20 protein-coding genes are annotated in these 25,806 nt (G+C 75.5%); 12 read left to right on the forward strand and 8 right to left on the reverse strand.

The window, feature by feature from the left end; translation table 11 throughout:
- Positions 1-169: 169 nt before the first annotated feature.
- Positions 170-2,080, forward strand: a complete 1,911-nt coding sequence (locus RVR_RS34060; protein ID WP_202237776.1) for a helix-turn-helix domain-containing protein — start codon at positions 170-172, stop codon at positions 2,078-2,080.
- A gap of 113 nt (positions 2,081-2,193) precedes the next feature.
- Here the strand turns inward: RVR_RS34060 and RVR_RS34065 are convergent, their stop codons facing one another.
- Positions 2,194-3,474, reverse strand: coding sequence for an IS701 family transposase (locus RVR_RS34065; RefSeq protein ID WP_430393257.1), 1,281 nt, complete (start codon positions 3,472-3,474; stop codon positions 2,194-2,196).
- A 282-nt stretch (positions 3,475-3,756) separates the two neighbouring features.
- Here RVR_RS34065 and RVR_RS34070 point away from each other — a divergent pair, with 282 nt between their 5' ends.
- The 4 genes from RVR_RS34070 (at position 3,757) to RVR_RS34085 (ending at position 6,979) form a co-directional block, all read left to right on the forward strand.
- Positions 3,757-4,593, forward strand: a complete 837-nt coding sequence (locus tag RVR_RS34070) for a glutamate racemase (protein WP_202237777.1) — start codon at positions 3,757-3,759, stop codon at positions 4,591-4,593.
- Between the two features lie 31 nt (positions 4,594-4,624).
- Positions 4,625-5,203 (forward strand): P-loop NTPase family protein, encoded by a 579-nt coding sequence (locus tag RVR_RS34075; RefSeq protein WP_237405137.1) that lies wholly within the window; start codon positions 4,625-4,627, stop codon positions 5,201-5,203.
- A gap of 53 nt (positions 5,204-5,256) precedes the next feature.
- Positions 5,257-6,030 (forward strand): class I SAM-dependent methyltransferase, encoded by a 774-nt coding sequence (locus RVR_RS34080; protein WP_202237778.1) that lies wholly within the window; start codon positions 5,257-5,259, stop codon positions 6,028-6,030.
- A gap of 70 nt (positions 6,031-6,100) precedes the next feature.
- Positions 6,101-6,979 carry a helix-turn-helix domain-containing protein gene (locus RVR_RS34085; RefSeq protein WP_202237779.1) on the forward strand — a complete coding sequence of 293 codons (879 nt, stop codon included), beginning with the start codon at positions 6,101-6,103 and terminating at the stop codon, positions 6,977-6,979.
- Here RVR_RS34085 and RVR_RS34090 read toward each other — a convergent pair.
- On the reverse strand, positions 6,941-7,309 hold the full coding sequence (locus RVR_RS34090; protein ID WP_202237780.1) for a nuclear transport factor 2 family protein: 369 nt from the start codon (positions 7,307-7,309) through the stop codon (positions 6,941-6,943). The genes RVR_RS34085 and RVR_RS34090 overlap by 39 nt on opposite strands.
- A gap of 352 nt (positions 7,310-7,661) precedes the next feature.
- Here RVR_RS34090 and RVR_RS34095 point away from each other — a divergent pair, with 352 nt between their 5' ends.
- Positions 7,662-8,306, forward strand: a complete 645-nt coding sequence (locus RVR_RS34095; protein ID WP_202237781.1) for a maleylpyruvate isomerase N-terminal domain-containing protein — start codon at positions 7,662-7,664, stop codon at positions 8,304-8,306.
- A gap of 205 nt (positions 8,307-8,511) precedes the next feature.
- Here the strand turns inward: RVR_RS34095 and RVR_RS39250 are convergent, their stop codons facing one another.
- Together RVR_RS39250 and RVR_RS38205 are read right to left on the reverse strand one after the other, a co-directional pair.
- Positions 8,512-8,727 (reverse strand): SDR family oxidoreductase, encoded by a 216-nt coding sequence (locus tag RVR_RS39250; protein WP_430393258.1) that lies wholly within the window; start codon positions 8,725-8,727, stop codon positions 8,512-8,514.
- Positions 8,724-9,362 (reverse strand): TetR/AcrR family transcriptional regulator, encoded by a 639-nt coding sequence (locus RVR_RS38205; protein WP_237405138.1) that lies wholly within the window; start codon positions 9,360-9,362, stop codon positions 8,724-8,726. The genes RVR_RS39250 and RVR_RS38205 overlap by 4 nt, the downstream gene beginning before the upstream one ends.
- Before the next feature lie 59 nt (positions 9,363-9,421).
- Here RVR_RS38205 and RVR_RS34105 point away from each other — a divergent pair, with 59 nt between their 5' ends.
- Positions 9,422-10,378: an NADP-dependent oxidoreductase gene (locus RVR_RS34105; protein WP_202237782.1), complete on the forward strand. Its 957-nt coding sequence runs from the start codon at positions 9,422-9,424 to the stop codon at positions 10,376-10,378.
- 126 nt (positions 10,379-10,504) lie between these two features.
- Here RVR_RS34105 and RVR_RS34110 read toward each other — a convergent pair whose 3' ends face one another.
- On the reverse strand, positions 10,505-13,099 hold the full coding sequence (locus tag RVR_RS34110) for a PA14 domain-containing protein (RefSeq protein WP_237405139.1): 2,595 nt from the start codon (positions 13,097-13,099) through the stop codon (positions 10,505-10,507).
- Positions 13,100-14,219: 1,120 nt separating this feature from the next.
- Here RVR_RS34110 and RVR_RS38765 point away from each other — a divergent pair.
- From RVR_RS38765 to RVR_RS34135, 5 genes are all read left to right on the forward strand, one after another.
- Positions 14,220-17,186 (forward strand): helix-turn-helix transcriptional regulator, encoded by a 2,967-nt coding sequence (locus tag RVR_RS38765; RefSeq protein ID WP_202237784.1) that lies wholly within the window; start codon positions 14,220-14,222, stop codon positions 17,184-17,186.
- A 369-nt stretch (positions 17,187-17,555) separates the two neighbouring features.
- Positions 17,556-17,753 (forward strand): hypothetical protein, encoded by a 198-nt coding sequence (locus RVR_RS34120; protein ID WP_202237785.1) that lies wholly within the window; start codon positions 17,556-17,558, stop codon positions 17,751-17,753.
- Positions 17,754-17,795: 42 nt separating this feature from the next.
- Positions 17,796-19,781, forward strand: coding sequence for a hypothetical protein (locus tag RVR_RS34125; protein WP_202237786.1), 1,986 nt, complete (start codon positions 17,796-17,798; stop codon positions 19,779-19,781).
- A gap of 32 nt (positions 19,782-19,813) precedes the next feature.
- Positions 19,814-21,139, forward strand: coding sequence for a S53 family peptidase (locus tag RVR_RS34130; protein ID WP_237405140.1), 1,326 nt, complete (start codon positions 19,814-19,816; stop codon positions 21,137-21,139).
- A gap of 176 nt (positions 21,140-21,315) precedes the next feature.
- Positions 21,316-22,353: an NAD-dependent epimerase/dehydratase family protein gene (locus tag RVR_RS34135; protein ID WP_237405141.1), complete on the forward strand. Its 1,038-nt coding sequence runs from the start codon at positions 21,316-21,318 to the stop codon at positions 22,351-22,353.
- A gap of 78 nt (positions 22,354-22,431) precedes the next feature.
- Here RVR_RS34135 and RVR_RS34140 read toward each other — a convergent pair whose 3' ends face one another.
- The 3 genes from RVR_RS34140 to RVR_RS38770 all read right to left on the reverse strand — a co-directional run bounded on the left by RVR_RS34140 (position 22,432) and on the right by RVR_RS38770 (position 25,745).
- Positions 22,432-23,274 carry a bifunctional 5,10-methylenetetrahydrofolate dehydrogenase/5,10-methenyltetrahydrofolate cyclohydrolase gene (locus RVR_RS34140; protein WP_202237787.1) on the reverse strand — a complete coding sequence of 281 codons (843 nt, stop codon included), beginning with the start codon at positions 23,272-23,274 and terminating at the stop codon, positions 22,432-22,434.
- A complete protein-coding gene (locus tag RVR_RS34145) occupies positions 23,271-23,891 on the reverse strand; it encodes a cyclodeaminase/cyclohydrolase family protein (RefSeq protein WP_202237788.1) in 621 nt (206 codons plus the stop codon). Before RVR_RS34145 ends, RVR_RS34140 begins: the two co-directional genes overlap by 4 nt.
- 399 nt (positions 23,892-24,290) lie before the next feature.
- The gene (locus RVR_RS38770) at positions 24,291-25,745 is read right to left on the reverse strand and encodes a condensation domain-containing protein (RefSeq protein ID WP_202237789.1); all 1,455 of its coding nucleotides are present in this window, start codon (positions 25,743-25,745) and stop codon (positions 24,291-24,293) included.
- Positions 25,746-25,806 lie beyond the last annotated feature (61 nt).

A 25,806-nucleotide genomic window follows, 5' to 3' on the forward strand; every position in this document is an offset into this window, starting at 1 on the left:
GCCGGAAGGTGGTCGCACCACACCGATCGCCCGCCGGGGAGGTGGCCCGGGCACCGGTCCGGGCGGCCCGGTGGGTGTATGCCCACGGGTGGGCCGGAATGACCTGTTACCTCAGTGTCTGCACGGTACACTGAGCAGTTCGACGGGGTCCTGGGACGAGGGGCGCTGGGTGGATCCGGATCGCACCACGCACGACGAGGACGCGGACTCGCCCGCGCTGACCGTTCTTCGGCTCCTGGCCCAGGAAGCGCCGCCCTGGCACTTCGAGGACCTGCTCAGGGAGGCGAAGCGGCGTCGGCTGACGGAGCGTCAGCAGGGCGGGCTGCGGCAGGCCGTCCGGCTGGCGCTGGACGTCCGCGCCTCGCTGGAGCGGCAGCGCGAGCGGCAGGCCGCGACGGCGGCCCTGGTCACCGCCGCCCAGGAGATGGCCGGCAGCGGCGCCGACGTGCTGAGCGCCGTCACCCGCCACGCGCGGCTGCTGCTGCACCTGGACATGACGTACGCCACCTTCCAGCAGGAGGACGGCAGTTCGTACGTGCGGCACACCCACGGCGAGACGACGGCGCTCAGCGTCGGGCTCGCACTGGGCCGGGGCAAGGGCCTGGGCCAGCTGGCCCAGCAGCACAGGGCCCCCTTCTGGTCCCCGGACTACCTGGCCGACGACCGCTTCCCGCACGCGCGGAACATCGACGAGGTGGTGCGCCTGGAAGGGCTCCACGCCATCCTCGTCGTCCCCATGCACCACGGCGACGAGCCCATCGGGGCGCTGTACGGCGCCGCCCGGAGCGTGCGCCACTTCACCGCCGACGAGGTCAGCCTGATGCGGGACCTGGCCAACCTGTCCGCCTCGGCCATCGCGGCGGTACGGCGGCAGGAGCGGTCCGACGCGCGGGTGGCGGAGGCGGAGCTCGACGCGGCCCGCGCGCGGGCCGGGTGGACGCGCCTGAACGACGTCTGCGACGTGCAGACCCGGCTGATGGACATGGTGCTCGACGGCTGCGGGCTCGGCGACGTCCTGCACACGGCCGCGGACGCGCTGGGGGGCACCCTGTGCGTACGCGACACCCACGGCCGCACCTCGGCGGCCACCGGCCCGCTCCCGGACCTCGAAGAGGCGGTGACGATCAAGGCGTTCGTGGACACGCACGCCGGCGACGGGCCCGTGGCCGTCACCGACACCGTGTGGGCCACGCGGCTGGGATCGGGCGCCTCGGACCCCGCCGTCCTCCTCTTCGAGACCGCCCACCCGCCGACGCCCGAGGCGGGGCGGCTGCTGCGGACCGCCGGACAGGCCGTCGCCCTCACCCTCCAGCGGCAGTACGCCGCGTCCTCGGCCGGACCGGTGCGGGACGAGTACCTCGACGACCTGCTCTCGCCCGCCGCGCGCTCCACCCGCCGGCTGGCCGAACGCGCCCGGCGGCTGCGGATCGACCCCGAGGACGAGCGCGTCGTCCTGGTGCTCCACCCCGAGTGCGGCAACCTGGGCGAGGCCAGCAGCTGGGCCGCCTCGTACGCCCACCGACACGGCGGGATACGGACGGTGCGCCGTGAGTGCCTGGTGCTGCTGCTGCCCGGCGCGGACCCCTCGGCGGTCGCGCGGTCCGCCTCGGCGGAACTGTCCGGCGTCCTCGGGCACCCCGTCACCGCGGGGGCGGCCGGGCCGACACGGGACCTGTCCTCGGTCCGGGAGACCTACGAGGAGGCGCGGCGGTGTCTGGACACCCTGACCGCCCTCGGCTGCGCGGGCCGCGCGGCGGCGGCCAGGGACCTGGGCTTCCTGGGGCTGCTGCTGTCGGACGACAGCGACGTCGACGGGTTCGTCACCTCGGCCCTCGGCCCGCTGCTCGACTACGACACCCGCCGATCCACCGACCTGGTCGGCACCCTGGAGGCGTACTTCGCCGCCGCCGGCAGCCCGACCCGGGCCGCCCAGCTACTGCACGTCCACACCAACACCGTCATGCGCCGCCTGGCCCGGATCACCGAACTCCTGGGCCCGACCTGGCACGAGCCCGCCGGCGCCCTGGAGATCCAACTGGCGTTACGGCTGCGGCGGGTCAAGGAGGCGATGCGTCCGTGACCCGTGGCGCATGATCCGTGGCCTGTGGCCTGTGGCCCGTGGCTTGTCGCGGGGCGCGGGGCTGCCGGCCGGGGTGGACCGCCCCCGTGGGAGCGGTCCGTGCGCGCCGCCGGTCACCCCCAGGGCACGACGGTGCCGGCCAGGGAGGTGGCGGCGTGGGCGGCGGACGCCAGCGTGACGTGCCGGTGCCAGCCGCGGAAGGAGCGCCCGTCGAAGTCCTTGAGACCGACGCCCTCCCCGGTCCCGTCCAGCGCCCGCCCCACCCGCCCGGCGAGGTCGGTGACGCGCAGGAGCGAACGGACCGGGAACGCCTCCATGTTGGTGATCCAGCACCGCGTCGGTTGCAGTCGCGGTTCCTCCAACTCTCCGAGCAGCAGCAGGTTGCCGCCGTTCCCGCCGGGTATCCCGCTCCCGCACGCGCCGGCGGAGCCGGTCCCGTCACCGGGCCCCGTCTGCCCGGGGCCGGCGAACCGGCCCGCCGTGCCGACCCGTACCCCGACCGCCCACGACGTGCCGTGGATGCCGGGGGAGCCGGCCGGACCCGGACGGTCGACACGGCGGCGCAGCCCCTTGGCCAGGGCGAGGATCTGCTGCGCGCCGTACGTCCGGCCGGCGTGCCGGGCGAGCGCGGGGTCGCGGACCGTCAGCGGTGCGGTGCCGCTCACCCGGGCCACGACCGGGACGCCCGCCGCGGTGAACCGGCCGAGCGTGTCCGCGATCCGGTCCACGGGCGCGTTCAGCACGACCGGACGCGGCGCCAGCCGCCAGTCGGCCATGGGCCGCAGGACCGTCGCGGCGGCGCACTGCTCCCAGGTCTCCTCCGGGGCCTCGTCCGGAATCTCGGCCCGGCACCGCCGGGCGGGGTCCCGTAACCACGGCTCGGGCAGGTAGAGCCGCCAGTGGACCGGGACGTCCAGGGCGTCGGACACGTGCCACAGTCCGAACGCCCGCTGGCCGTGGAACGCCTTCTCGGTGCCCGGGTCCACGTCCTCGTGGACGCCCACCGACCGGTCGCCGGCCTTCGGGATCGGCATCGGCTGGACCACCCACAGGTGCGGGGAACTGACCGTCCGCACGTAGCCGGCCAGCGCGCGCCGTACCGGCATCCAGTCCCAGGTGGAACTGCTGATGAAGTGGTGCAAGCTCTGCTCCATGCCCGCCCCGCCGACGTGGGCGCCGATGTTCCGGATCGTCTTGCGCCCCTCCGCCAGCAGTAGGCCGCGCAGGTACAGCTCCCCCTTGCGGCGCTGGTCCCGCCGTGGGAAGGAGCCGAACAGCGCGTCGGACAGCCCCCGTACGGCCTGCTCGGGCGCGTCGCGCGGAGGGGCGGCCGACCCGGGTGACCGGCCCGGGCCCGGCGGTGCGTACGCGGCGGTGTTCTCCTCGGTCCGGATGCTCACGGCGGCTCCCCTCACTATGCCGCTGGCAAGACTGACCGCGCCGAACTGCACGGACCAGGTCGGCGGGATCCCGGATGTGGGCCCCCAGAAGGTGGCCCGCCCACCTTCCGCCGCGTGCCCGCGGGGGCGTGGGCGGGCGGCGGGTGGGCGTCCGGGGCGGAGGGAGCGGCGCGGGCCGGGCGGGCCGGGCGGAGGTGAGGGCCGGGCGGAGGTGACGGGGCGACACGGTCCGCGTCGTGCTCCGGCGGTGTCCGGGCGTTTGGTAGCTTCGTCGCCGTGACCGTGGCGTTGATCGACTCAGGGCTGGGGCTCGTGCCCACCGCGGGCTGGCTCCGGCACCTCGCTCCGCAGTGCGATCTGCTGCTGCTCATGGACCCCGAGGGCGCGCCGTGGGGGTCGCGGACGGCGTCCTACGTCACCGACCGCCTGCTGACCGCCGCCCGCACCGCGGTCGCGCGGGGCGCCCGGGCGCTCGTGGTGCCCTGCAACACGGCGACCGTCACCGCGATCGACCTGCTGCGCGGCGAGTTCGAGCCCGATCTGCCGGTGGTGGGCACCGTCCCGGCGGTGAAGCCGGCCGCCGCGGGCGGCCGGAGCGTCGCGGTGTGGGCGACGGTGCGCACCACGGCGAGCGCCTACCAGGAACGCCTGATCGCGGGGTTCGCGCAGGGCATTCCGGTCGCGCGCGTCGCCTGCCCGGGGCTCGCCGAGGCGATCGACCACGCCGACACCGACGCCACGGCCGCCGCGATCACGGCGGCCGCCGAGCGCACCCCGGACGACTGCGACGCCGTGGTGCTGGGCTGCACCCACTACCCGCTCGTCGCCCCGCGGATCCTGGAGAGCCTGCCGGCCGGGGTCACGCTGTACGACAGCGCCGAGGCGGTCGCCCGCCAGACCCTGCGGCGCCTGGACCTGCCCGCGGCACCCGACGGGGGAGCCGAACGGGCCGCGGGCACCGTCGAGGTACGGCTGAGCGGCCGGCCCGGCGCGCTCCCGGCCGCCGCCCTCGCCTACCCGGTGGGGCGGGCGCTGGCCGCCGGCACCCGGGTGCCGCGCGGGGCCCTCCTGTCCGGGGCCACCCGCCGACCGATGGCCGCCGCCCCCAACTGACCGGTCCGCGGGCCCGGGGTAGGGTGCGCGCGTGGAACGGATCCTGGTGGTGGGGAGCACCGGCGCGGGCAAGTCCACGCTCGCCCGCGCCCTGGGCGGCCGACTGGGCCTGCCCTTCCACGAGATGGACGCGCTGTACTTCACCGGCCCCGGCTGGGCCGTCAACGACAACCTGGCCGGGGACGTGGCACGGCTCGCCGCGGAGCCCCACTGGGTCGTGGACTCCCTCGGCTATCCCGAAGTCCGCGATCTGCTGTGGGGCCGGGCCGACACCGTGGTCTGGCTGGACTACCCCAGGCGCGTCGTCATGCCGCGCGTCCTCCGTCGTTCCCTGCGGCGCACCGTCACCCGCGAGGTCGTCTTCGGCGGGAACCGGGAGACCTGGGCGGGCTGGCTGAGCCGGGAGCACCCGGCCTGGTGGGCGTGGTCCCACCACGGGACCCGCCGCCGCGAGGTGGGGAGCCGTACCCGCGATCCCCGTTTCGCCCCGCTCGACACGCTCCGCTTCGTCCACCCCCACGACACGGCGGCCTGGCTCGCGTCCGTTCCGGCCGGTTCCGGCTCGCCGGCGCAGCGGTCCGGCCCTGGCGGTGACCCGCGGAAGTGGTAGCTTGGCATCAAGATACTTGACGTCGACATATCCTGCGGGCGCGAGGGGGCGCGATGGAGATCGACTTCCATGACCGGTCGAACCGTATGACGTACGCGCGGCGCACCGCCGCGGACGACTGGGCGCGGCTCATGCGCGCGCTCGGCGGGGGCGAGGGGCTGCGCGTCGCGGACGTGGGCTGCGGCGGCGGCATCTACAGCGCCGCGTGGCTGGACCTGGGCGCCGCCTCGGTGGTCGGGCTGGACTTCTCGGCGGCCATGCTCTCCGGCGCGCGCGAGAACTGCGGCGACCGGGACCGCCTCTCCTTCCGCCAGGCCGACGCCTACGCCACCGGCCTGGACGACGCGAGCGTGGACGTGGTCTTCGCCCGTGCCCTCATCCACCACCTGGACGACCTGGACGCGTGCTTCGCGGAGGCGGCCCGCGTGCTGGCGCCCTCGGGACGGCTGATCGTGCAGGACCGCACCATCGAGGACGTGACGCGGCCCGGGTCGCCGTCCCACCTGCGGGGCTACTTCTTCGAGCGGTTCCCCTTCCTGCTGGACTCCGAGCGGGCGCGCCGCCCCTCGTCGGCCGCCGCCGTGCGCGCCATGACCGGAGCCGGCCTGCACTCCGTCGAGGTGCACACGCTGCGCGAGACCCGCCGGGTGTACGGCGGTGCCGAGGAGGTCCGGCAGGACCTGCTCGCCCGCACCGGCCGGTCGATCCTGCACCTCCTGGACGACGAACAGCTCGGCGAGCTGGCCGACTTCGTCGTGGAGCGGCTCGGCGGCGCCGGCGGTGTCCGGGAGTGCGACGACTGGACGGTGTGGGTCGCGACGAAGTAGCACCGGGGCCGGACCGGTCGCCGCGGTGCGGCGGAACGTCCCGGCCGGGCGGTGGGATACCGTCGGCACCATGGCGACTGCCGTGACCAGGACGGGCGACGACGTGAGCGTCGGCGCGCTGCTGCGGGGTTGGCGCACCCGGCGGCACCTCACCCAGCTTGCCCTGGCCCTGGAGGCCGACACCTCCGCCCGGCACATCAGCTTCATCGAGACCGGCCGGTCCGCGCCGAGCCGTGCCATGGTCCTGCGCCTGGCCGAGCGGCTGGACGTGCCGGTGCCGGAGCGCAACGCGCTCCTGGTGGCCGCGGGCTTCGCCCCGTACTACCCGCGCACCCCACTGGACGACGCCGCGGTGGAGCCGCTGCGCACGGGCCTCGACGTCCTGCTGACCGCCTACGAACCGTATCCCGCGCTCGTGATGGACGGGATGTACGACATCGTGGCCGCCAACAGCGGGCTGTGGGCCCTGCTCGACGGAGTGGACGACCGCCTGCTGCGGCCGCCGGTGAACGGGATGCTGCTGACGCTGCACCCGAGGGGGCTGGCGCCGAGGATCCGCAACCTCCCGGAGTGGCGTGCGCACCTGCTGGAACGGGTACGACGGCAGGCCGCGCTGCGCTCCGCCGGAGCGCTGCGCGGCCTGTACGAGGAGATGGCCGCCTATCCGCCCCCGGACGGCCGGGACCGTACCCCCGCGGACCAGGCGGCGGGCCCGCACGACACGGTGCCCTACCCCCTCGCACTGCCGCTCAGGATCGAGAAGGACGGGCGGCTGCTGTCCTTCGTCTCGACCGTCGCCACGTTCAACACGCCGATGGACGTGACCGTCTCCGAACTGGCCGTCGAGGCGTTCCTGCCCGCCGACGCGGACACGGCCGCCTTCCTGCGGTCGGCCGACCGGACCGGGCCGTCAGGCTCCCGGCAGCCGGTCGAGGAAGCCGCTGACTGAGCTGATGCGGCCGTCGTCGGCCAGCGTGATCACGTCGAATCCGGCCGCCGGCGCGGAACCGTCGGCGCCGGAGACGAGGTCCCAGGTGAAGCGGGCCACGTTGTGGTGCGCGTCCGGCGAACCGGTGAGGGTGAAGGCGAAGCCCGGGAACTGCTGGTGGGCGCCGGCGATCGCGGCGGCGATGCCCTCGTGCCCGGTCGCCACCCCGAGCGGATCGGTGTAGGTGCCGTCCTCGGTGAACGCCGCGGCGACGGCCTTGGCCAACTCCTCGGGGGCGGTGGCGTTCCAGGCCGCGAAGTAGCGTTCGACGGCGTCCTCGTGTGCGGTCACGGCGATGGTGTCCCTTCTTCGTACGGGCGCACGCGGTCGGTGCGTTGTCGCGTTCTCCGGCGACAGCGCACACCCTGCCGCAGCCGTCACGCAGCGTCGATTACCGCGGAGGTAATGCGGGGGGAGCGAAGCCGGAGCGAAGGCCCGGCGAAGGGGACGGGCGGGGAGCGGGGCGGGCGGGCCCGGACGGGGCACGGCGCCGGAACACCGCGGGCAGGGCGCGGGCAGGGCACCAGCAGGACGCGCGGGCAGGGCGCCAGCAGGGCGCGCGGGAGAGCCGGCGGGCCGGGCGGCGCGGTCCACGTGCTGGACGAACCGGCCCCCGTGGCACCGATGTTGGGAGCATGCCGCCATGACCGACGGTGTCCGGAACACGTACCTGCGGGCCGCCGAGAGCGCGGTGCGCCTGTTGGCCACCGAGCCGGTGGCCCGTCGCTGGAGGACCGGGTCCGTGCTCCCCGGCATGTCGGTGGGCGGGCTGGCCGGCCACCTGGCGCGGAGCGTGCTCCAGGTGGAGTGGTTCCTCGACGGCGCGACGGGCGCCGCCGCCGAACCGGTGTCGGCGGTGCGGTACTACGCGCGCCTCGTCGACACCGAACGCCCCGACTCCGCGCTGAACGTCGGGGTGCGCTCCCGCAGCGAGGAGACCGCGGCGGCCGGCCCGGCCGCCGTGGCGGAGCAGGCCCGCGCGGCGTGGGAGCGGCTGGCGCGGCGGCTGGGGGCGGAGAGCGCCGACCGGCGGGTGGCGGTTCTGCACCGGCCGGGCGAGGAGATGCTGCTCGACGAGTACCTGCGGACCCGCTGCGTCGAGTTGGCGGTGCACCTGGACGACCTCGCGCTCAGCGTGGGCGAGCCGTCACAGGTGCCCGAAGGGGCGGTCGCCGTGGCGGTGGACCTGCTGGTCGCGGCCGCCCGGACCCGGCACGGCGACCGGGCGGTGCTGCACGCGCTCGCCCGGCGCGAGCGGGACGCGGGCAGCGCCCTGCGCGTGCTGTGACCGCGCCCTCGTCACCGAACCGATCCCCCGCGATCGGGCGGTTGCCCTGTCCTTCGGTCGCCGGTCGCCGGTCGCCCGTCGCCTTCGCCGGGACGCGCGGTTGCCGGAGACGGCCGGGGGATGGCGCGGCCGTCTCGGTCCGCGCGGCGTGTCGCGCCGGTCGGGGCACCCGCGCCATCCCGGGCGGACGGGCCGCCGGCCCCGCTCAGGCCCGGCGGCCGCCGTCGACCGACAGGGTGGTGCCGGTGACGTAGGAGGCGTCCGGCGAGCACAGCCACACCGCCGCGGCCGCGACCTCCTCCGACACGGCCGGCTCGCCCAGCGGGGTGACGGCCGCCCGCTGCTCGGCCCTCCGCGCACCGGCCGCCGCCGCGTCGTCCCGGTCGAAGACCCCGGTCGGTAGGCGGCCCCGCGGCCTCAGGGCCGCCCAGGGGCGGGGCGCAGCCCGTCCATCAGCAGGTCCAGCAGGCGGCCGGCCTTGGCCTCGTGGCCGGGCCGGGGGGCCACGGTGAACGTGCCGACGAGGGCGGCGGCGATGTCGTCGGCGGTGACGTCGGAGCGGAGGTCGCCCGCCGCACGGCCGGCGTCGAGGATCGTGGTGATGGCGGTCAGCAGCTCGGTCCGGGTGTGCGCGTGGGCGATCTCGCCCGCCTCGATCATCGCGAGCAGCGTGTCGAGCATGCCGTTCTTGGCCGCGATCCAGTCGCCGAACAGGTCCATCCAGCGCCGCATCGCCGCAGCCGGCGGCATCCGGCCGAGCAACGCGTGGGCGCCGGACGTCAGCCGCACCACCTGGTCCCGGTAGACCGCGTCGACCAGCGACTCGCGGGTCGGGAAGTGCCGGTAGAGCGTGGCGATGCCGACCCCGGCCTCGCGGGCGATCGCCCGCATCGACGGCTCGGTGCCGGCCGACAGGAACACGCGGGTCGCCACCGCGAGCAGTTGGTCGCGGTTACGGGCGGCGTCCGCCCGTGGCGCACGCGTCGCCGCCGCCTCGGTCTCCGCCGCCGCCTCCGATGAAACGGATCGTGCTCCGTTTGTGTTACGGTCGTCCATGGAAACGGAGCATAGTCCGTTTCCATCCCGGTGGCTCGACCCCAAGGAGGCAGGTGCCCATGCAGGAGCGGCGCGATCGACCGGCGGCGGGCAGGAGCAGGGCGGTCCGGCTCGACGAGTTCGGCGGCCCCGAGGTCCTCGACGTGCGCGAGGTGCCGGTGCCTCCGGTGGGCCCGGGGCAGATCCGGGTCCGGGTCGCGGCGGCCGGTCTGAACCCGATGGACTGGGTCATGACCGCCGACGCGGACGCCGCCGCCCGGTTCGGCCTGAGCCTCCCGGCCGGGTTCGGGACCGACTACGCGGGAGTGGTCGACCAGGTCGGCGACGGGGTGACCGGGTTCGCCGCCGGCGACCGGGTGTTCGGCAGCGCCCTGTCCCGCGCGGTCGCCGACTTCGTGGTGGTCGAGTCGGCCGGGGGGATCGCGGCGAACGAGGCATATCGCACCCCCGACGCCGTCGACGACCGCACGGCCGCGACCCTGGCGATCGCCGGCCGCACGGCGTCCGCCGCCCTCGCCCTGATCCGCCCCGGTCCGCACGACACCGTGCTGATCGGCGGTGCGGGAGGCGGGGTCGGGGTGTTCGCCGTCCAGTTGGCCCGGATCGCGGGAGCGCGCGTGATCGGGACGGGGTCGGCGTCGTCGTCCGGCTTCCTGCGGGATCTCGGCGCCGAACCGGTCGCCTACGGCGAGGGGCTGGTCGACCGGGTCCGGGCGCTCGCCCCCGGCGGTGTCACCGCCGCCCTCGACCTGCACGGCACGGAGACGGTGCGGGCCGCAAGAGAACTCGGCGTCCCGGACGGCCGGATCTGCACCATCGCCGCGCAGGTCGAGGGCGTGTCCGCGGCCAACGGCGCGAACGCGGCCCCCGGCGCCCTGGAAGAGCTCGCCCGCCTGGTCGCGGCCGGCGACGTGCGGGTACCGGTCGCGGCGAGCTTCCCGGTGGAGCAGATCCGTCGCGCGGTCGAGCTCCAGGCCGGCCGGCACGTACGCGGCAAGGTCGTCGTCGACCTCTAGGGTCGCCGTTCCTCCGGCGGACCGGCCGGTGCTCGGGAACGCGCGGGGCCCGGCGGCACTCGGGGTGCCGCCGGGCCTTCGGGCACCGTCCCGGTGGGACGTCGCCGTGTCGACCGGTCGGAGGGGTCAGGATGTGCCCGCCGCGGCCCCGGCCGCGATGAGCCTGCGGTTGATGTCCCGCACCGGCCCGGGTTCGACCTTGAGGACCGCCCGGTCGTAGGTGATCAGCCCGTTCAGCTCGCCCTCGACGTCGCTGAGCTGCGTGTACACCGAACCGGACAGGTTCCCGGCGGCGGCGGACAGCAACTGACCGGTGTTGTCGACGTAGTCCTGGGTCAGTTCCTCGACGGTCGAGGCGTCACCCCCGTAGTTCTGGCCGCCGGAGACGCCCAGGATGTGGCCGGGGATGTTCAGCGAGTACCCGCCGTGCTCGCCGTCCACGGCCGCCCGGGTGGCGTCCGGCGACGGGAACGCCGGACCGTGGTAGACGTGGTAGTCGATCAGGTCGCCCCGGCCCGAGTCGCCCTGCGAGGCACAGCAGTTGACACCGGACGCGGCGTCGACCAGCCGGCTCGGGTCCTGCTGCTTGATCGAGTCGGCCAGTGCGCCGGTGGCCTCCTTGGACTGCTCGCCCCACCCCTCGTTCATCATGGTCCACACGATGACGGACGGGTCGTTGAGGTGCTGGTCCACGATCTCGTGGGCCTGGTCGCTGAACGCCTCGTCGCTGGCCTCGCTCGCGCCGGGCCCGACGTTGCGGCTCGGGATGTCCTGCCAGACCATCAGGCCGAGCTTGTCGGCCCAGTAGTACCAGCGCGCGGGCTCGACCTTGATGTGCTTGCGCACCGTGTTGAAGCCGAGCTGCTTGTCCAGCTCCAGGTCGGACTTCAGGGCCGCGTCGGTCGGCGCGGTGTAGATGCCGTCGGGCCAGAAGCCCTGGTCCAGGTTGGCCAGCAGGTAGGTCGGCTTGCCGTTCAGCTCGACCTTGTTCACCCCGCCGACCTTGGCGACGGACACCGACCGCATGCCGAAGTACGAGCCCACCGAGTCGTACGACAGGCCGTCGGTGAGGGAGACCTTGAGGTCGTACAGGTACGGGTGGTCGGGGCTCCACAGCTCCGGATGGGGCACGTGCAGCGTCAGCTTCCCGCCCACGGTGCCGATGACCGTGCCCACCGGCTTGCCGCCCGCGTACGCGGTGGCGTTGACCAGGGCCCAGGCGGGGGTGCCGGCGGACGGGCGCACGGTCACGGACAGCGTGTCGTTCGACAGGTTCGGCGTCAGGACCAGCGAGTCGATGCTCGCCTTGGCCACCGGCTCCATCCACACCGTCTGCCAGATCCCGGAGGACGGCGTGTACCAGATGCCGCTGGGGTCGCTCGACTGCTTGCCGGTGGGGGTGTTCGGGTCGATGGTGTCCTTGACCTTCAGGGTGACGGTCTGCGCACCGCGCCCGACCAGCGCGTCGGTGACGTCGGCGGTGAACGCCTCGTAGCCGCCGACGTGGTGGGCGACCTGCCGGCCGTTGACGTAGACCCAGGCTTCGTAGTCCACCGCGCCGAAGTTGAGGTTCAGCCGGTTGCCCGAGCCGACCCGCCAGTTCTGCGGAACGCTGAAGGTGCGCTGGTACAGGGACCAGTCGTGGTGCTCGGCGACGCCCGACAGCGGCGCCTCCATCGGGTACGGCACCAGGATCGACCCGCTGAGCCTGCCCTTCGGCAGCGCGGCGTCCTCGGTGGTGCCCTCGAACTGCCAGGTCCCGTTGAGGTTCTGCCACTTGTCACGCGTCAACTGGGGCCGGGGGTAGTCCGGGAGCGCGTTCTTCGGGCTGACCTCCTTGGCCCACTTGGTGGCGAAGTACCAGGTGGAGTCGTTGGTCGCCAGGCCGGAGAACAGCGGGACGGGGCCCGCGGCGGTGGCCAGGCCGCCCTGCCCGTCGTAGCTGATCCGCACCTTCGACTTCAGCGCGGCGGGGATGTCGGACTTCCCCGCGGTCAGCAGCAGTTGCGTCGGGTCGGCCGGGTTGACATCGATGTCAGGCGTCCAGCGGCTGGTGCCGGCGATGACCGCGAGGTGCTTGCCGATGTCGGACGGCAGCGAGGTGACCGCTCCGGGCAACTGCACGGTCGCGGTCGTGCCCGAGGACGTGACCGCGGCGTCGACGGTGGGCGCGGTGAAGCCGGCCGGCAGGTGCAGCGCGGAGTCGGGGATCGCCTGCCGGGCGATCCCGGGGCCCGACCACTCGGTGGTGATGTACGCGCCGCCGTTGCCCTGGTTGTAGTCGAACGCCAGGGTGTGGAGGCCGGCGGTCAACGTGATCGGCTCGGACTGCGTCTGGACGTCCCAGTCGGTCGTCCAGTGGTCGATCACGCTCGACCCGTCGAGCGACATGCGGAAGCCGTTGTCGCCCTTGATGTAGAACGTGTACGTGCCGCCGGCGGGGACGTCGAGCTGACCGGTCCAGTGCGCGGCGACGTTGAGGGTGGAGCCCGCGTAGTCGCGCAGCGTGGGGAGCAGGTCGGGGACGTTGAGGGAGTTCTCGACCCCGGTGCTGCTGTACTGCGCGAAGTCCAGGGACGTGGCGTCGGAGCTGAGGTAGTAGTCCGCGCGCAGGCCCTGCGGGGTGTCGGCGGCGGGTGCCGCGGTCCCGGCGGCGGGGGCCGGGCCCGCGGCGCCGGCGCTGGTCGGGGCGAGCAGTGCCGCGCCCAGCAGCAACGGCACGAGGGCGATGAGTCGGCGTCGGTTCGGTGGGCGGAATCTGCCTGGTCTCACTGCGGATACACCTCTCCGTGGGAGAACTCGGCGTCCAACGGCGGAGTGTGGGCCCCACCATCTTTCCAACGTTGGAAAAGTGGACGGCAAGAATGAAAGCAGGGCGCCGGGGCGGCGTCTACCCCCTGTGCAATGGCTGTGCAAAGTCGTTTTGGTGCGGTTTCGCTGCATTGATCTGTGACGTGGCGGCGGCGAACGGGATGCGAATTCGGCCGGGTTGTCGTCCTTGCCGAATGTGCCGGGTGTTTGTCATCCGTTGGGGGGAAGGTCGGCGAAGGCCGCGATGTCCCCTGCCAGGGGCGTCCTTCTGGGCGCTGGAGGGAGGGACGGCGGGTCGTCGGCTGCGGTCGGGGTCGGCGTGTGGGAGGAAAGCGGCCGGGAGCGGGGTGTTTCGGCCACTCCTCCGGGCAGGAGCACGCGGCGGGTCGGGGCGTCCTCGGCCCGGATCGGACAGGGCGCGACCGAGTGCGCGGAACGCGTGAGCCGACAGGTTCCCCGGGCGGCGAGAGGCCGTGCTCATCCCGATCGGTATACGGGCGGAATTGCCGGGCTCTCCCGCCTCCCGCCGCGCCACGGCGGCGAGCCGACCGGATCCATGACGGCGATGACCACCGGATCTGCCCTTTTCCCGGTGAATTCCGCGATGTCGGGGATCTGCCGTGGAGTAATCCGCGGCCGCCCGGCCGCGCCCGTTCGAAGGATTCGCAGCGAGTTCTTCCCGCGGACGCGCCCAGAGTTCGGATCGTCCGCCGGTCGGTCCGGTCGGATCAGGTTCGGTCGGATCGGGTCCGGTCAGGTCCGATTCGGTCCGGCTCGGTCTCTTCGACGTCGGGCTTCCGGCCGGAGCGGATCACGGCGCACGCGGGTCCGGGCAGGGCCGGCGCGGGATCGGGCGGGTCCGGCGCGGGACCGGGCGGGTCGGACCGCACCAGGGAACCCCCTGGTCACCAGGGCCCCGGCGGGGACAGAATGGGCCGGCGCCGAACCGATCGCTCGGCGGGGACCTCGATGACGGGACGTCAGGGCTCGACCGCCGCCCGAAGCGGTCCCGGGGAGGAAGGGCACGGCCTTGGCAGAACACCCCGCGACGCCGGACGGCGAGCCCACGGTCCGCGGGCCCCGGCTGGTCGGGCGTTCGGCGGAACTCCGGCGGACCGTGCACGCGCTCACCGCCGCCGCCCCGGCCACCGTCCTGATCGAGGGTGAGGCCGGCATCGGCAAGACCCGGCTGCTCCAGGAGGCGTTGGCGCAGCCCGCGCTCGCCGGCGCGCTGGTCGCGGGCTGCCCGCCCTTCCGCGAGCCCCTCACGCTCGCCCCCGTCGTGGACGCCGTGCGCCAGGCCCGTACCCATGTCACCGACCTGGGCCTGAGCTCCCTGGCCGGCGCCCTGCGGCCGCTGTTCCCGGAGTGGGCGGACACCCTGCCGCCCGCGCCGGAACCGCTCGACGACGCCGGGGCCGCCCGGCACCGCCTCTTCCGCGCTCTTCACGAACTCCTCGCGGGGTGCGCCACGACCGTCCTCGTCGTCGAGGACGCCCACTGGGCCGACCCCGCCACCTTGGACTTCCTGCTGTTCCTGGCCACCCGGCCCGCCGCGCACCGGATCAGCCTGGTGCTGACCTACCGCCCGGAGGACGTGCCGTCCGGCTCCCAACTGCTGCGCCTGACCGCCAAACCGACCGCCGGCACCACCCACCTGCGGATCGTGCTCCATCCGCTCACCGTCGCCCACACCGGGCAGTTGGTCTCCTCGATGCTCCACGACGAGCACGTCTCCGGGGCCTTCGCGTCGTTCCTGCACGAGCACACCGCGGGGCTCCCGCTCGCCGTCGAGGAGTCCGTGCGCCTGCTGAGCGACCGCGCCGACCTGATCCGGCGCAACGGGGAGTGGCGGCGCAGGACCCTCACCCGGATCGCCGTCCCGCCCACCATCCGCGACGCCGTCCTGGAGGGTGCCGCCCGGCTCGCCCCCGACGCCCGACGGGTCCTGAGAGCGGCCGCGGTCCTCGCCGAGGGCACGGAACCGCAGGTGGTGGTCGCCGTCTCCGGACTGCCCGCGGACCGCGGCCGCAGCGCGCTGGCCGCCGCGGTGAGAGCGAGGGCACTGGTCGAGGAGCCCACCGGGCGCGTGCGCTTCCGCCACCTGCTGGCCGCCCGCGCAGTCTACGACGACATCCCCGGCGGCGAGCGGCGCGCCTTCCACCTGCGCGCCGGCCGCGCCCTGGAGGCCCTGCAACCGATTCCGATCGCCCGGCTCCCGCACCACTTCGGCGAGGCCGGCGACACCGAGGGCTGGCGGCACTACACCGAACTCGCCGCCGATCTCGCCCTCGCCTCGGGCGACCAGCCGAGCGCGGTCACGGCGCTGCACGCCCTGCTGTCCTCCGGCGGCCTGCCCGCCGGCGCGGTGGTGCGGATGTGCCGGAAGTTCCCCGTCTACGCCTTCTCCGGCTACCTCCTCAGCTCCGAACTGCTCCAGGTGCTGCGCGCCCTGCTGGACGGCGGCGCCCTCGCACGCACCGAACGCGGCGAGGTACGCGCCCAGTTGGGTCGCATGCTGCTGCACGCCGGGCAGTACGCGAACGGCGCCGCCGAACTCGAACGCGCCCTCGCCGACCTCGACGACCGCCCCCACGAGGCCGCCTCGGCGATGAGCGCGCTCGGCCGTCCGGGCGGTGCGGACTGGCCGGTGACCGCCCATCGCCGCTGGTTGGAGAAGTCGACCGGACTGGTGGAGGCCCGCGTCCGCGTGGAGCGCCGACTCCCCTTCCGCATCGACCGGTTGACCGCCCTGCTGGAGATGGGTGATCCCAGCGGCTGGGACCTCCTGGGGGAGATCACCGAGGACGCCGACGGCACGGCCGACATCCTCAGTGTGATCCGGGCCGACCTCAACATCGGTGACGCCGCGCTGCGGTGGGGGTTCTACCCCGAGGCGCGGCGCCGCCTGCTGCGGGCCGTCGACCTCGCGGAGGGCAGCGGCCACCTGCGGCTGCGGGACATGGCGGGGATCACGCTGGCCCACCTCGACTGGTTCAGCGGCGCCTGGCAGGGACTCGCCGAGCGCCTCGCCGCCTTCACCGTCATCGAGGCGGAGCCGCTGATCGCCCTGGAGAGCCTCCTGCTCACCGCCCTGCTCACCTCGGCCACCTCCACCAACCCGGCGGAACTCGCCGCCGCCGACGAGCGGTTGGGGCATGTGCTGGCCGAGGCCGGCCGGCGCGGCTTCGTCGAACTGCCCCTGGAGCCCACGGCGGCCCTCGCGGCGACCCGGCTCGCCGGGGGCCGCGGCGCCGACGCGCTCGCCCTCACCGAGGAGGGCATGCGGGTCGTCACCCGCAAGGGCATCTGGCTGTGGGCCACCGAGATCGCCCCGGTCCGGGTCCAGGCGCTGACGGCGGCCGGCCGCACCGACGAGGCCGACGCACTCGTCACCCGCTACGCCCGGGGGCTCCGGGGGTGCACCGCGCTGACCGCCGCGGCCTCGCTGGCGGTCTGCCGGGCCCTGGTCGGTGACGCGCGCGAGCCCGCCGAGGTGGCGGCGGACCGCTGGGAGGCGGCGGCCGCCGCGTGGGACCGGCTGCCGCGTCCGCACGCCGCCCTGCTCGCCCGGGAACGGCAGGCCCGGGCACTGGCCGCGGCCGGCCACGCCGGACGGGCGGCCGACCTGCTCGCTCGCGTCGAAGCCGGGCTGAGGGACCTCGGCGCCCACCACGACGCCGCCCGGCTCGCCGCCCCGGCCCGCCTCGCCACCCCCGTCCGGCAGCGCGGCCGGAGCGGCCGGCGCGGTTACGGGGACCAGCTCTCGCCCCGTGAACTGGAGGTGGTGCGGCTGATGTTGACCGGACTGTCCACCCCCGACATCGCCAGGTCGCTGTCCCGCTCGCCCAAGACCGTCGCGGCCCAGCTCAACTCCGCGATGCGCAAGCACCAGGTCAACTCCCGTACCGCCCTGGCGGTGGCCGCGCTCCGGGCCGGCGTCACCCCCGCCGAGCCCGCGGCCGAACCGCCCGGGGGAGCGGAGCCGGACGTGTAACCCCGCCCGCCGCGGCGGGACCGTCGGCCCGGCGCGGCACGTCGGCGCCGCGCCGGAACACGCCGGAACACGGCCCGCGACGCACCCGGGATTCCCTCCGAGGCCGTCGGCGGGCCCGGGACAACGCCCTTCGCCCCCCGCCGCTCTCGGCCGCGCCCCGCCGCACCCGACCGCCCACCGCCGCCCCCGGCCGCCCCCGGCCGCTCCCGCGTGGGGACGAACCGGTGGGCGCGTGGGCGAACCGCCGGCGCATCCCCGGCGCATCTCCGGCGAACTTTAGGTCAGTTGACTCATCGCTCGGCGCCCGCCCCGGACCATACTCACCCGGCGTACCGCACGTTCCGCGACAGCAAACGGAGCTCAGCGCCCATGAGCAGCCCTGGTGAGGACGCCCCGACCGAGGGGCGTCCGGCCGGACCCGAACCGTCCGACGACCGACCGCCTCCCGACGACCGACCGCCTCCCGAGGACCGGCCGCTCCCCGAGGGCCGGCCGGCCGAACTCCCGCCCACCGCGGCCCCCGAGGACCCGGACGACCACCCCTGCACGGGATACGAACCCCTCTGACGCACCGGCCCGTGCCCCCGCCCACCGAAAGGTGAACACCCCTTGAAACGACCCTCAGCCCCGGCCGGGCTCCGCAGGAGCGCGACGTGGGCCCTGGCGCTCACCGCCGCCTGCGGCCTGTTCTTCGTGCCCTCGTCCGCCGCGCAGGGCAGCCCGCCGGCCGCCTTCACCCAGACCTCCGGCGCCCGGGCCGCCACCGCGGACTGCCAGGTCACCCTCCCCGGCGGCCTCGGTGCCACCGTCACCGCCGACGGCGCCCACCTCGCCGATCCGGCCGCCGCCGCGGGGCGGACCATGCTCGGCTTCACCCGCAACGGCCACCAGTACCTCGTCCCCGAGGACGTCGCCGAACAGGGCGGGACCGGCGCCCTCGCCGGCTACGACACCACGGCGCTGGCCCAACGCACCTGCGGCTCCTCCCCGTTCGCGCCGGCGGATCGGAAGGCGCAGCCGGCCGGCCACGACACGTACACCATGGGCCGGCTGACCACGCACCTGATCGACGCGGACGGGCAGCCCGCCTTCCAGGGCCTGCTCTTCCTCGTCGACGCGGACCACACCACGTACACGAACCAGTTGTTCGCCGTCACGAACGGCGTCCTGAAGCTGGCCGTGCCCACCGGCCACTACACGGCCGTCTACCTCGACGGCGGGCGCGTCACCGTCGCGCCGGAGGTCACGGTCGGGGACGGCACGAGCATCACCCTGGACGCCCGCACCGCGACGCACCAGGTCCAGGTCCCGGCCACGCCCCGCCCGGCGACGGTCACCAACACCGCGATCGCCCTCTACCGCAGCGACGGCTCGACCTCCAGCGACGCCGCGGGTCCCGTCCTCCAGCTCCAGAGTATGGGCTCCTCCCCGCTCGGCAGCCTGCTGAACACCACCGCGCCGGTCGAGCACGGCCGGTTCGAGGTGGTGACCACCGCCGACCTCGCCTCGCCGGCCGGCACGGCCCGCCCCTACGCGTACCACATAGCCAACTCCTACCAGAGCCTGCCGAGTTCGTACCCGACCTCGGTCAAGGCGTCCGCGCTGGCGACGGTCACCCGGACCTACTCCGCGCCCGAGGGGCCGACCGGCACCGACCTGCTCGTCAACGACGTGACGCCGGTGTGGGCGGCCACCGCCGGCACGCAGACCGCCACCGGATTCGAGTTCCTCACCCCGGGCACGGTCCGTACCGAGTACGTCAGCTCGCCCGGCGACCTCAACTGGCGCTCCGCGGTCGAGGACGACCAGACCTCGGACACGCTCTACGGAGCGGACACCGTCTACCGTCCCGGCAGCCGGCTCACCGAGACCTGGGAGGCGGACGCACCGCACCCGAGCGTCCAACTGGACCGGGGCTCCTCCGCGGTCTACTGCGGTGCCTGCGCCAGCGCGGACACCATGGTGTTCGCCATCGGCGACTCCGGCGACACCATGCCCGGCACCCTCGGCCTGGGCTTCGACCAGACCAGCACGGTCACCCTCACCCGCGACGGGCAACTGCTGGCCACCGGCTCCGACGGCCTGTACGAGGCCGACGTGCCGGTCCCGGCCGGCCGCGCCACCTACCAACTGGCGCAGCACACCGTCCGCGACGGCGTGACGCTGGCGCCCAGCACCGACACGACGTGGACGTTCACCGCCGACCCGGGCCGGGGCGGGGCGCTGCCGGACCGCGTGCACTGCGCCGGGCCGGTCGACTCCTGCGCCGCGCTGCCGTTGCTGTTCGCCTCCACCGACACCGACGCCGACCTCCAGCACCGGCTCACCACCGGCCGGCACACCGTGGACCTCCACGTGACCCGCCAGCAGTACGCCGCCGCCCCCGCGGTCACCGGTGCCCGGCTCCAGGTGTCCTACGACGGCGGCGGGAACTGGCAGGACCTGCACCTGACCGGCGCCCACGGCGACTACCGGGCCGACTACACCGTGCCCGCGCGTGCCGGCGGCGGAACCGTCTCCTTCAAGCTCGCCGCCTGGGACGGCCAGGGCAACCGGATCGACCAGGTACTGCCCGCCGCCTACCGGGTGCGGTGACCGCGACCATGACAGCCTCTCAGGAGTCCTCCGTGACGAAGACCCGCCTCATCCGGCCCGTGGTGGCCGCGGCCGGCGTCGCCGCGACCGTCCTCGGCCTCATCACCGCCGCCTCGCCCTCCTCCTCGGGAGCCGACGGCACGGACAGCGCCGCCACCGCGCCGGTGGCCGTGTGCTCCTCCCCGCCTCCCGGCCAACTCGCCTGCCAGGCAGAGGTGATGACGGACGGTTCGGCGGGCGCCCGGTCCTTCGGCGCCAAGAACAGCGCCGTGCTGCCCGGCGGCTACGGTCCGGCGGACCTCCAGTCCGCCTACGCCCTCGCCTCCGCGGTGGCGGCGCACGCCGGCAGGGGCCGCACCGTCGGCATCGTCGACGCCTACGACGCGCCCACCGTCGAGGCCGACCTCGCGGTCTACCGCTCCACCTACGGCCTGCCGGCCTGCACCACCGCAGGCGGCTGCTTCCGCAAGGTCGACCAGCGCGGCGACGCCGGCCCGCTGCCCGCGGCCGACGCCAGTTGGGCGGTGGAGACCAGCCTCGACGTGGAGGCCGTCTCCGCGGCCTGCCCCGACTGCGACATCCTCCTGGTCGAGGCCGACGGGGCCTCCGCCGACGCCCTCGCCGACGGCGTCGACACCGCGGTCCGACTCGGCGCCGACGCGGTGTCCAACAGCTACAGCACCACCGAGAGCACGGTCACCGACAACAACGTCACGGCGAAGGGCGGCCTGCCGCCGCGCCGCGCCTCCTACGACCACCCCGGCGTGCCGATCCTCGCCGCGTCCGGGGACTCCGGCTTCCAGTTGGACGCGCCCTACCCGGCCGACCTCACCTCGGTCATCGCGGTCGGCGGCACCTCGCTCAGCCGCAGCGACACCGCGCGCGGCTGGACGGAGACCGTCTGGGGCCCGGCCCAGGGCCCCGGCGGTGCCGGTGCGGCCTGCTCGGCGCACATCGACAAGCCGGCCTGGCAGCATGACACCGCCTGTCCCGGCCGGACCGTCGCCGACGTCTCCGCCGTCGCCGATCCCCACACCGGCCTCGCCGTCTACGACAGCACCCCCGACACGGCCGACGGCCTGCCCGGCGGGTGGCTGCACGCCGGCGGGACCAGCGCGGCCACGCCACTGGTCGCGGCCATGTACGTGATGGCCGGCCCCGCGCCCGGCATCGACGGCGCCTCGGGCCTGTACGCCCACCGCGGCGAACTCAACGACGTCGTGGGCGGTCCGGGCGTCAGCATCCCCGGCAGCGGCCAGGAGTGCCCCGCCACCAGCGGGATGTGCGCCGCCCTCAAGGGCTACGACGCCCCCACCGGGCTCGGCTCCCCGAACGGCCTCGCCGCCCTGCGCTCCTGACCCCGCCCCGGCCCCGGGGTGCGCTTCCCCGCCCCGGGGCCGGACCCGGGGCGGGCGGCGCGAACCCATCCCCTGCGCGCCCGCCGCGGGTGCGGGCTGGTGGGGGTGGGCGGGGGGACGTAGGGTGACGGCGTTCGTGGGCGGACGGGTGCGGGTGGGCAGGGGGAGGCTGGGGAATGCGCTCGGTACTGGTGCTCGGCGGCACGGTCTTCGTCGGACGGGCCCTGGTGGACGCGGCGGTCGGCCGGGGGTGGCGGGTCAGCGCCTTCACCAACGAGCCGGACCCGGTGCTGCCCCCGGCTGTCGAGCACCTCCTCGGAGACCGCACCGACCCGCGGACCCTCGACGTGCTCCGGGGACGCGAGTGGGACTGCGTCGTCGACACCTGGGCGGGCCGGGCCGAAGCGGTGCGGGACACCGTCGCCCTGCTCCGCGACACCGTCGGCCGCTACGGCTACGTCTCGACGCTGATGGCCCATCAGTGGCCGGTGGCCGAACGGCCGCTGCGCGAGTCGTCCCCCTTGCGCCCCGCCTCGCCGGGCGGGCGCACCGAGGGCTACCCGGCCCGCAAGGCCGCCGGTGAACGGGCCGTGGCCGAGGGGTTCGGCGACCGGGCCGTGGTGGCCCGGCCCGGTCTCGTCCTCGGGCCGCACGAACGGCCGGGGCGGCTCCCGCGCTGGCTGCTGCGCCACCGGGCGGCCGGCCCGGGGGAGGCCCTGCTGGCACCCGGGCGCCCGGGGCGCCGTATCCAGTACGTCGACGCCCGTGACCTGGCGGGGTGGCTGCTGGACGCGCTGGAGGGAGCCGTGGCGGGTGCGTACAACCTGGCCTGTCCGGCCGGGCACGCCACCATGGGAGGGCTGATGGAGGCGTGCGCCGAGGCCACCGGCTCCGCGGCCCGCCCGGAGTGGGTCCCCGAGCCGTGGCTGCTGTCCGCCGGCGCCCGGAGCTGGACCGAACTGCCGGTGTGGGTACCGGAGGAGGGGGACGGCGCGGCGCTGTACGACCTCGACGTGTCCGCGGCGCTCTCGGCCGGCTTCACCCCGCGTCCCCTCGCCGAGACGGTCGCGGACACCTGGGACTGGCTCGCCGGCGTCGCGCCCGGCGACCTTGACCGGGCGGTACGCCGCGCCGACTGGATCACGCCCGAGCGTGAGGCCGCGCTGCTGGAGGGCTGGGCCGCCGACCGCGCCCGGTCGCCCCGGGCGTCCTGAGCGAGCCGATCGCCTCCGCCGCCCCGGTCGCCCTGATCGGGTGACCGGGACGAAGCACCGGGCCGCACCGCCGGCGGTTCACGCGCGCTCGGCCGCCTCCACGGTGTGCCGCAGCAGGAGGGCCGTGGTCACCGGGCCCACTCCGCCGGGCACCGGGGACAGGCCCCCGGCGTGCTCGGCGACGGCCGGGTCCACGTCGCCGACCAGGCGTCCGTCCGGCGTCGGGTTGGTGCCCACGTCGACGACGAAGGCCCCCGCCGCGATGTGCCCGGGCGTCAGCAGGGCGGCGCGGCCGACGGCGGCCACCACCACCTCCCCCTCCCGGACGACCGCGGCGAGGTCGGCGGTGCGGGAGTGGCAGACGGTCACGGTGGCGTTGCGGTCCAGGAGCAGGTGCGCCAGGGGCTTGCCGACCACCGTCGAGCGGCCGACGACCACCGCCCGGCGGCCCGACAGCGGCACCTCGTGATGCTCCAGCAGCGAGACGACCGCCTCCGCCGTGGCGGGGGCGAAGGCCGGCAGGCCGGCGGCGAGCAGGCCGAGGGACAGCGGGTTGGCGCCGTCGACGTCCTTGCCCGGGCCGATCGCGCGGGCGAGCTCCTCGGCGCGGGCGCCGGCCGGCAGCGGCGTCTGGAGGATGACGCCGTGCACGGCCGAATCCGCGTCGAGCCGCGCGAGTTCGGCGCGGATCCGCTCGACCGTGGCGTCCGCGCCCAGGTCGCGCACGTCGCACTCCAACCCCGCCTTGCCCGCCGCGGAGGCGATCGAGCGCACGTACCAGGCGCTGGCCTCGTCCGCGGTGGCGGTGACGACGGCGAGCCGGGCCGGGGTGCCGCGGTCGGCCAGCACGGCGGCGCGCTCGCGCACGTCGGCCCGGATGCCGGCGGCGAGCTCCTTGCCGGAGAGCACGGCGGCACTCATCGGGTGATCTCCTCGCGGACCGCGGCCGAGACCGCGTCGGCCCGGACCATGACCTCCCCGGCCGTCCGCACCGCCTCCAGCAGCGGGCCGCGGACGGACTCGTCCTTGATGCCGCCCAGGTTGACCTCGATGTTGATACGGGCCACGCCGGCCGCGGCGCGCAGCGACTCGGCCGCCGCTCCCACGTCGCTGAGCACGTTGCGGTTGCCGACCGGCAGGAGCCGCTCGGCCAGACCCGCCAGTTCTGCGGCGACCGCGACCGTGTCGGCGGGCGGCTCCGCCGCACCCCGCAGCGCGGCGGCGATGGCGGCGGAGCGGGCCGACTTCTCCGCGTCGGTGGACTTGGGCAGCCGGTAGGCGTCGGCGACCGCGCCGAACGCGGCCGCGTCCTCCTCGGCCAGCCGCAGCGCCCGGTCCCGTACCCGGTCCGCGCCGGCCACGACGTCGTCGACCAGCGCGCGGTGCGGGTCGTAGGCGGGGCCGTCGCTGTACCGGCCGACCATGGCCAGCAGGGCCGCGGCCTGGGCCGCGTGCAGCGCGCCGCTGGCACCGCCGCCGGGCGCCGGTACGCGGGCAGCGAGCTGCTCCAGAAAAGCACTGATGGATTGGTCCCGCACCGGGTGTCCCTCCGTGACGTTCCGCCGACGAACGCGCCCAGCCCCAAGGCCGCCACGCACCGTCACCCTATCGAACCCGGGGGCCGCTGCCGGGCGAGCACGGCCCCAGGCGTTTTTCCCGCCGGGCCGTTCGAACGTCCCTGCCGCCTTGGTCTGGGAGCCTCGGCTCTGACGGCTCGGTCGCTGCGCCTCGGCCAGGTCCCTCGGGTACGACCGGCTCGGCCCGGGCGCCTCGGGCCTGACGGCTCAGCCCGACCGGCTCGGGCCTGACGGTTCGGCCCGCGACGCCTCGGTCCCGGCGCACCGCGCCTGCCCCCCCGCCCTTCCCGACCCGAGGCCCCGTGCCCCCATTGCTCCGTGCCCCCGTGCCCGGCGCCCCGGACCTGCCGGGGCGCCGGTTCACCGCGACGGCGCAGCGCCGAGCAGGTCCGCCACCGGCCGCTCGGCCGCCGCGGCGTCCAGGCGTGCGGCCCCTTCGGCGAGGCACCTGCACAGCGCGGCCACCGCGCGGTCCTCCACCACCGTCCGGTCCTGGTGGACGTAGAACGCGGGGGCCGGGTCGGAGGTGACGATCACCCACAACTGGCCGCGATAGCGGGCCTGCCGCTCGCGCCCGGGGCCGCCTCCGGCCAGCGGCCCGACCTCCAGGTCCGGCGGCGGTCCGCTCCCCGGGCCGCCGCGCATCGCGCCGGGCACGATGTTGATCGTCACGGGGGACACCGCGGGATGCCGGGCCGGAGCGGGCTCCGCCCCCGGGCCCGCCGCCCCCGAGCCCTCGGCTCCCGTGCCCCCGGCCTCGGGGCTGCCACCCCCCGGACCTTCCGCCGACCCGTCCGTCGCCGTCGCCGCCGCCGCGTCCTCCGCCTCCAGCAGCCGGCGCAGCCGGGGCAGGGTGAAAGGCGCGGCGGACCGGGCCGCGCCGTCCACCAGCCCCTGCTGGGTGCGCCGGGCCAGTTCGCCCCAGGTCACCTCGGGGCCCAGATCCGCGCGGACCAGGAACCGGCGGCAGTACATGCCGATCACGTCCCAGTCCGCCGCCGTGTCCCGGCCGTGGTACTGGTAGCAGGCGCGTACCGACGGCGTGTCGAAGGCGCGGGCCAGCGCGGCCAGGCACAGCGCGGTGACCGCGCTGGCGGACGTCACCCGCGCGGCCCGCGCGAACTCCGCCAGCCGCCGGGGGAAGCCGGCGTCCGGGCGGGCCGCCTCGATCTCGGCGCCGCCCCACCCGTCGGACGCCTGCGGCAGCGGGGGAGCGGTGCCGGCCGGCGGCCACAGCACCGGCTCGCGGCCGGCGACCGCGCGCCAGTAGGCGGCCTGTTCCCCGGTCAGCACCGGCCCCGACGCGGCCTGTTCGGCCGCGCGCACGGCGTACCGCCCCGGGGACGGCGGCAGGTGCGCGGGCGGGGCCTGCCGCTCCCGCCGGTAGGCATGCCACAGTCCCTTCCACAGCAGCCCGCCCGACCAGGCGTCCCAGGCCATGTGGTGCACCGTCAGCAGCAGTACGTGGTCGTCCGGGCCGGCGCGCAGCACCGTCGCGCGCAGCGGCGGCTCCCGGAAGGGGTCGAGTTCGGCGGCCCGCACCTGGGAGACCGCCCCGTCCAGTTCCTCCGGGGCGATCTCGCGGACGTGCAGGACCGCCGAGGCGGGCTCCCACGGCGGGAAGACCTGCCCGACCTCCCCGTCGTCGTCCCGCAGGCGCATCCGCAGGGCTTCGTGCCGCTGTGTCACCTCGGCCAGCGCGTCCCGCAGCCGCCCGGTGTCGAGGGGGCCGCGCACCCGCCAGCCGTGGGTCAGGACCCAGCGCTTCAACTTGTACGGGCTCAGGCCCATGCGCTGTTCGAGGGTCAGAGGCACCGGGACCGGCTCCCGGTCCGCCCCGCCGGTCACTGCGGGCCCGCCTCTCCGGTCACCATGT

This window comes from Streptomyces sp. SN-593, from assembly GCF_016756395.1.
In the GTDB taxonomy this organism is placed as follows: domain Bacteria; phylum Actinomycetota; class Actinomycetes; order Streptomycetales; family Streptomycetaceae; genus Actinacidiphila; species Actinacidiphila reveromycinica.

Bases quoted from the DNA above. Each gene is read 5' to 3' on its own strand.
- RVR_RS34080 (WP_202237778.1), top strand. From the start codon at position 5,257: ATGGAGATCGACTTCCATGACCGGTCGAACCGTATGACGTACGCGCGG.
- RVR_RS34085 (WP_202237779.1), top strand. From the start codon at position 6,101: ATGGCGACTGCCGTGACCAGGACGGGCGACGACGTGAGCGTCGGCGCG.
- RVR_RS34095 (WP_202237781.1), top strand. From the start codon at position 7,662: ATGACCGACGGTGTCCGGAACACGTACCTGCGGGCCGCCGAGAGCGCG.
- RVR_RS38205 (WP_237405138.1), bottom strand. From the start codon at position 9,362: ATGGACGACCGTAACACAAACGGAGCACGATCCGTTTCATCGGAGGCG.
- RVR_RS34105 (WP_202237782.1), top strand. From the start codon at position 9,422: ATGCAGGAGCGGCGCGATCGACCGGCGGCGGGCAGGAGCAGGGCGGTC.
- RVR_RS34120 (WP_202237785.1), top strand. From the start codon at position 17,556: ATGAGCAGCCCTGGTGAGGACGCCCCGACCGAGGGGCGTCCGGCCGGA.
- RVR_RS34135 (WP_237405141.1), top strand. From the start codon at position 21,316: ATGCGCTCGGTACTGGTGCTCGGCGGCACGGTCTTCGTCGGACGGGCC.
- RVR_RS34140 (WP_202237787.1), bottom strand. From the start codon at position 23,274: ATGAGTGCCGCCGTGCTCTCCGGCAAGGAGCTCGCCGCCGGCATCCGG.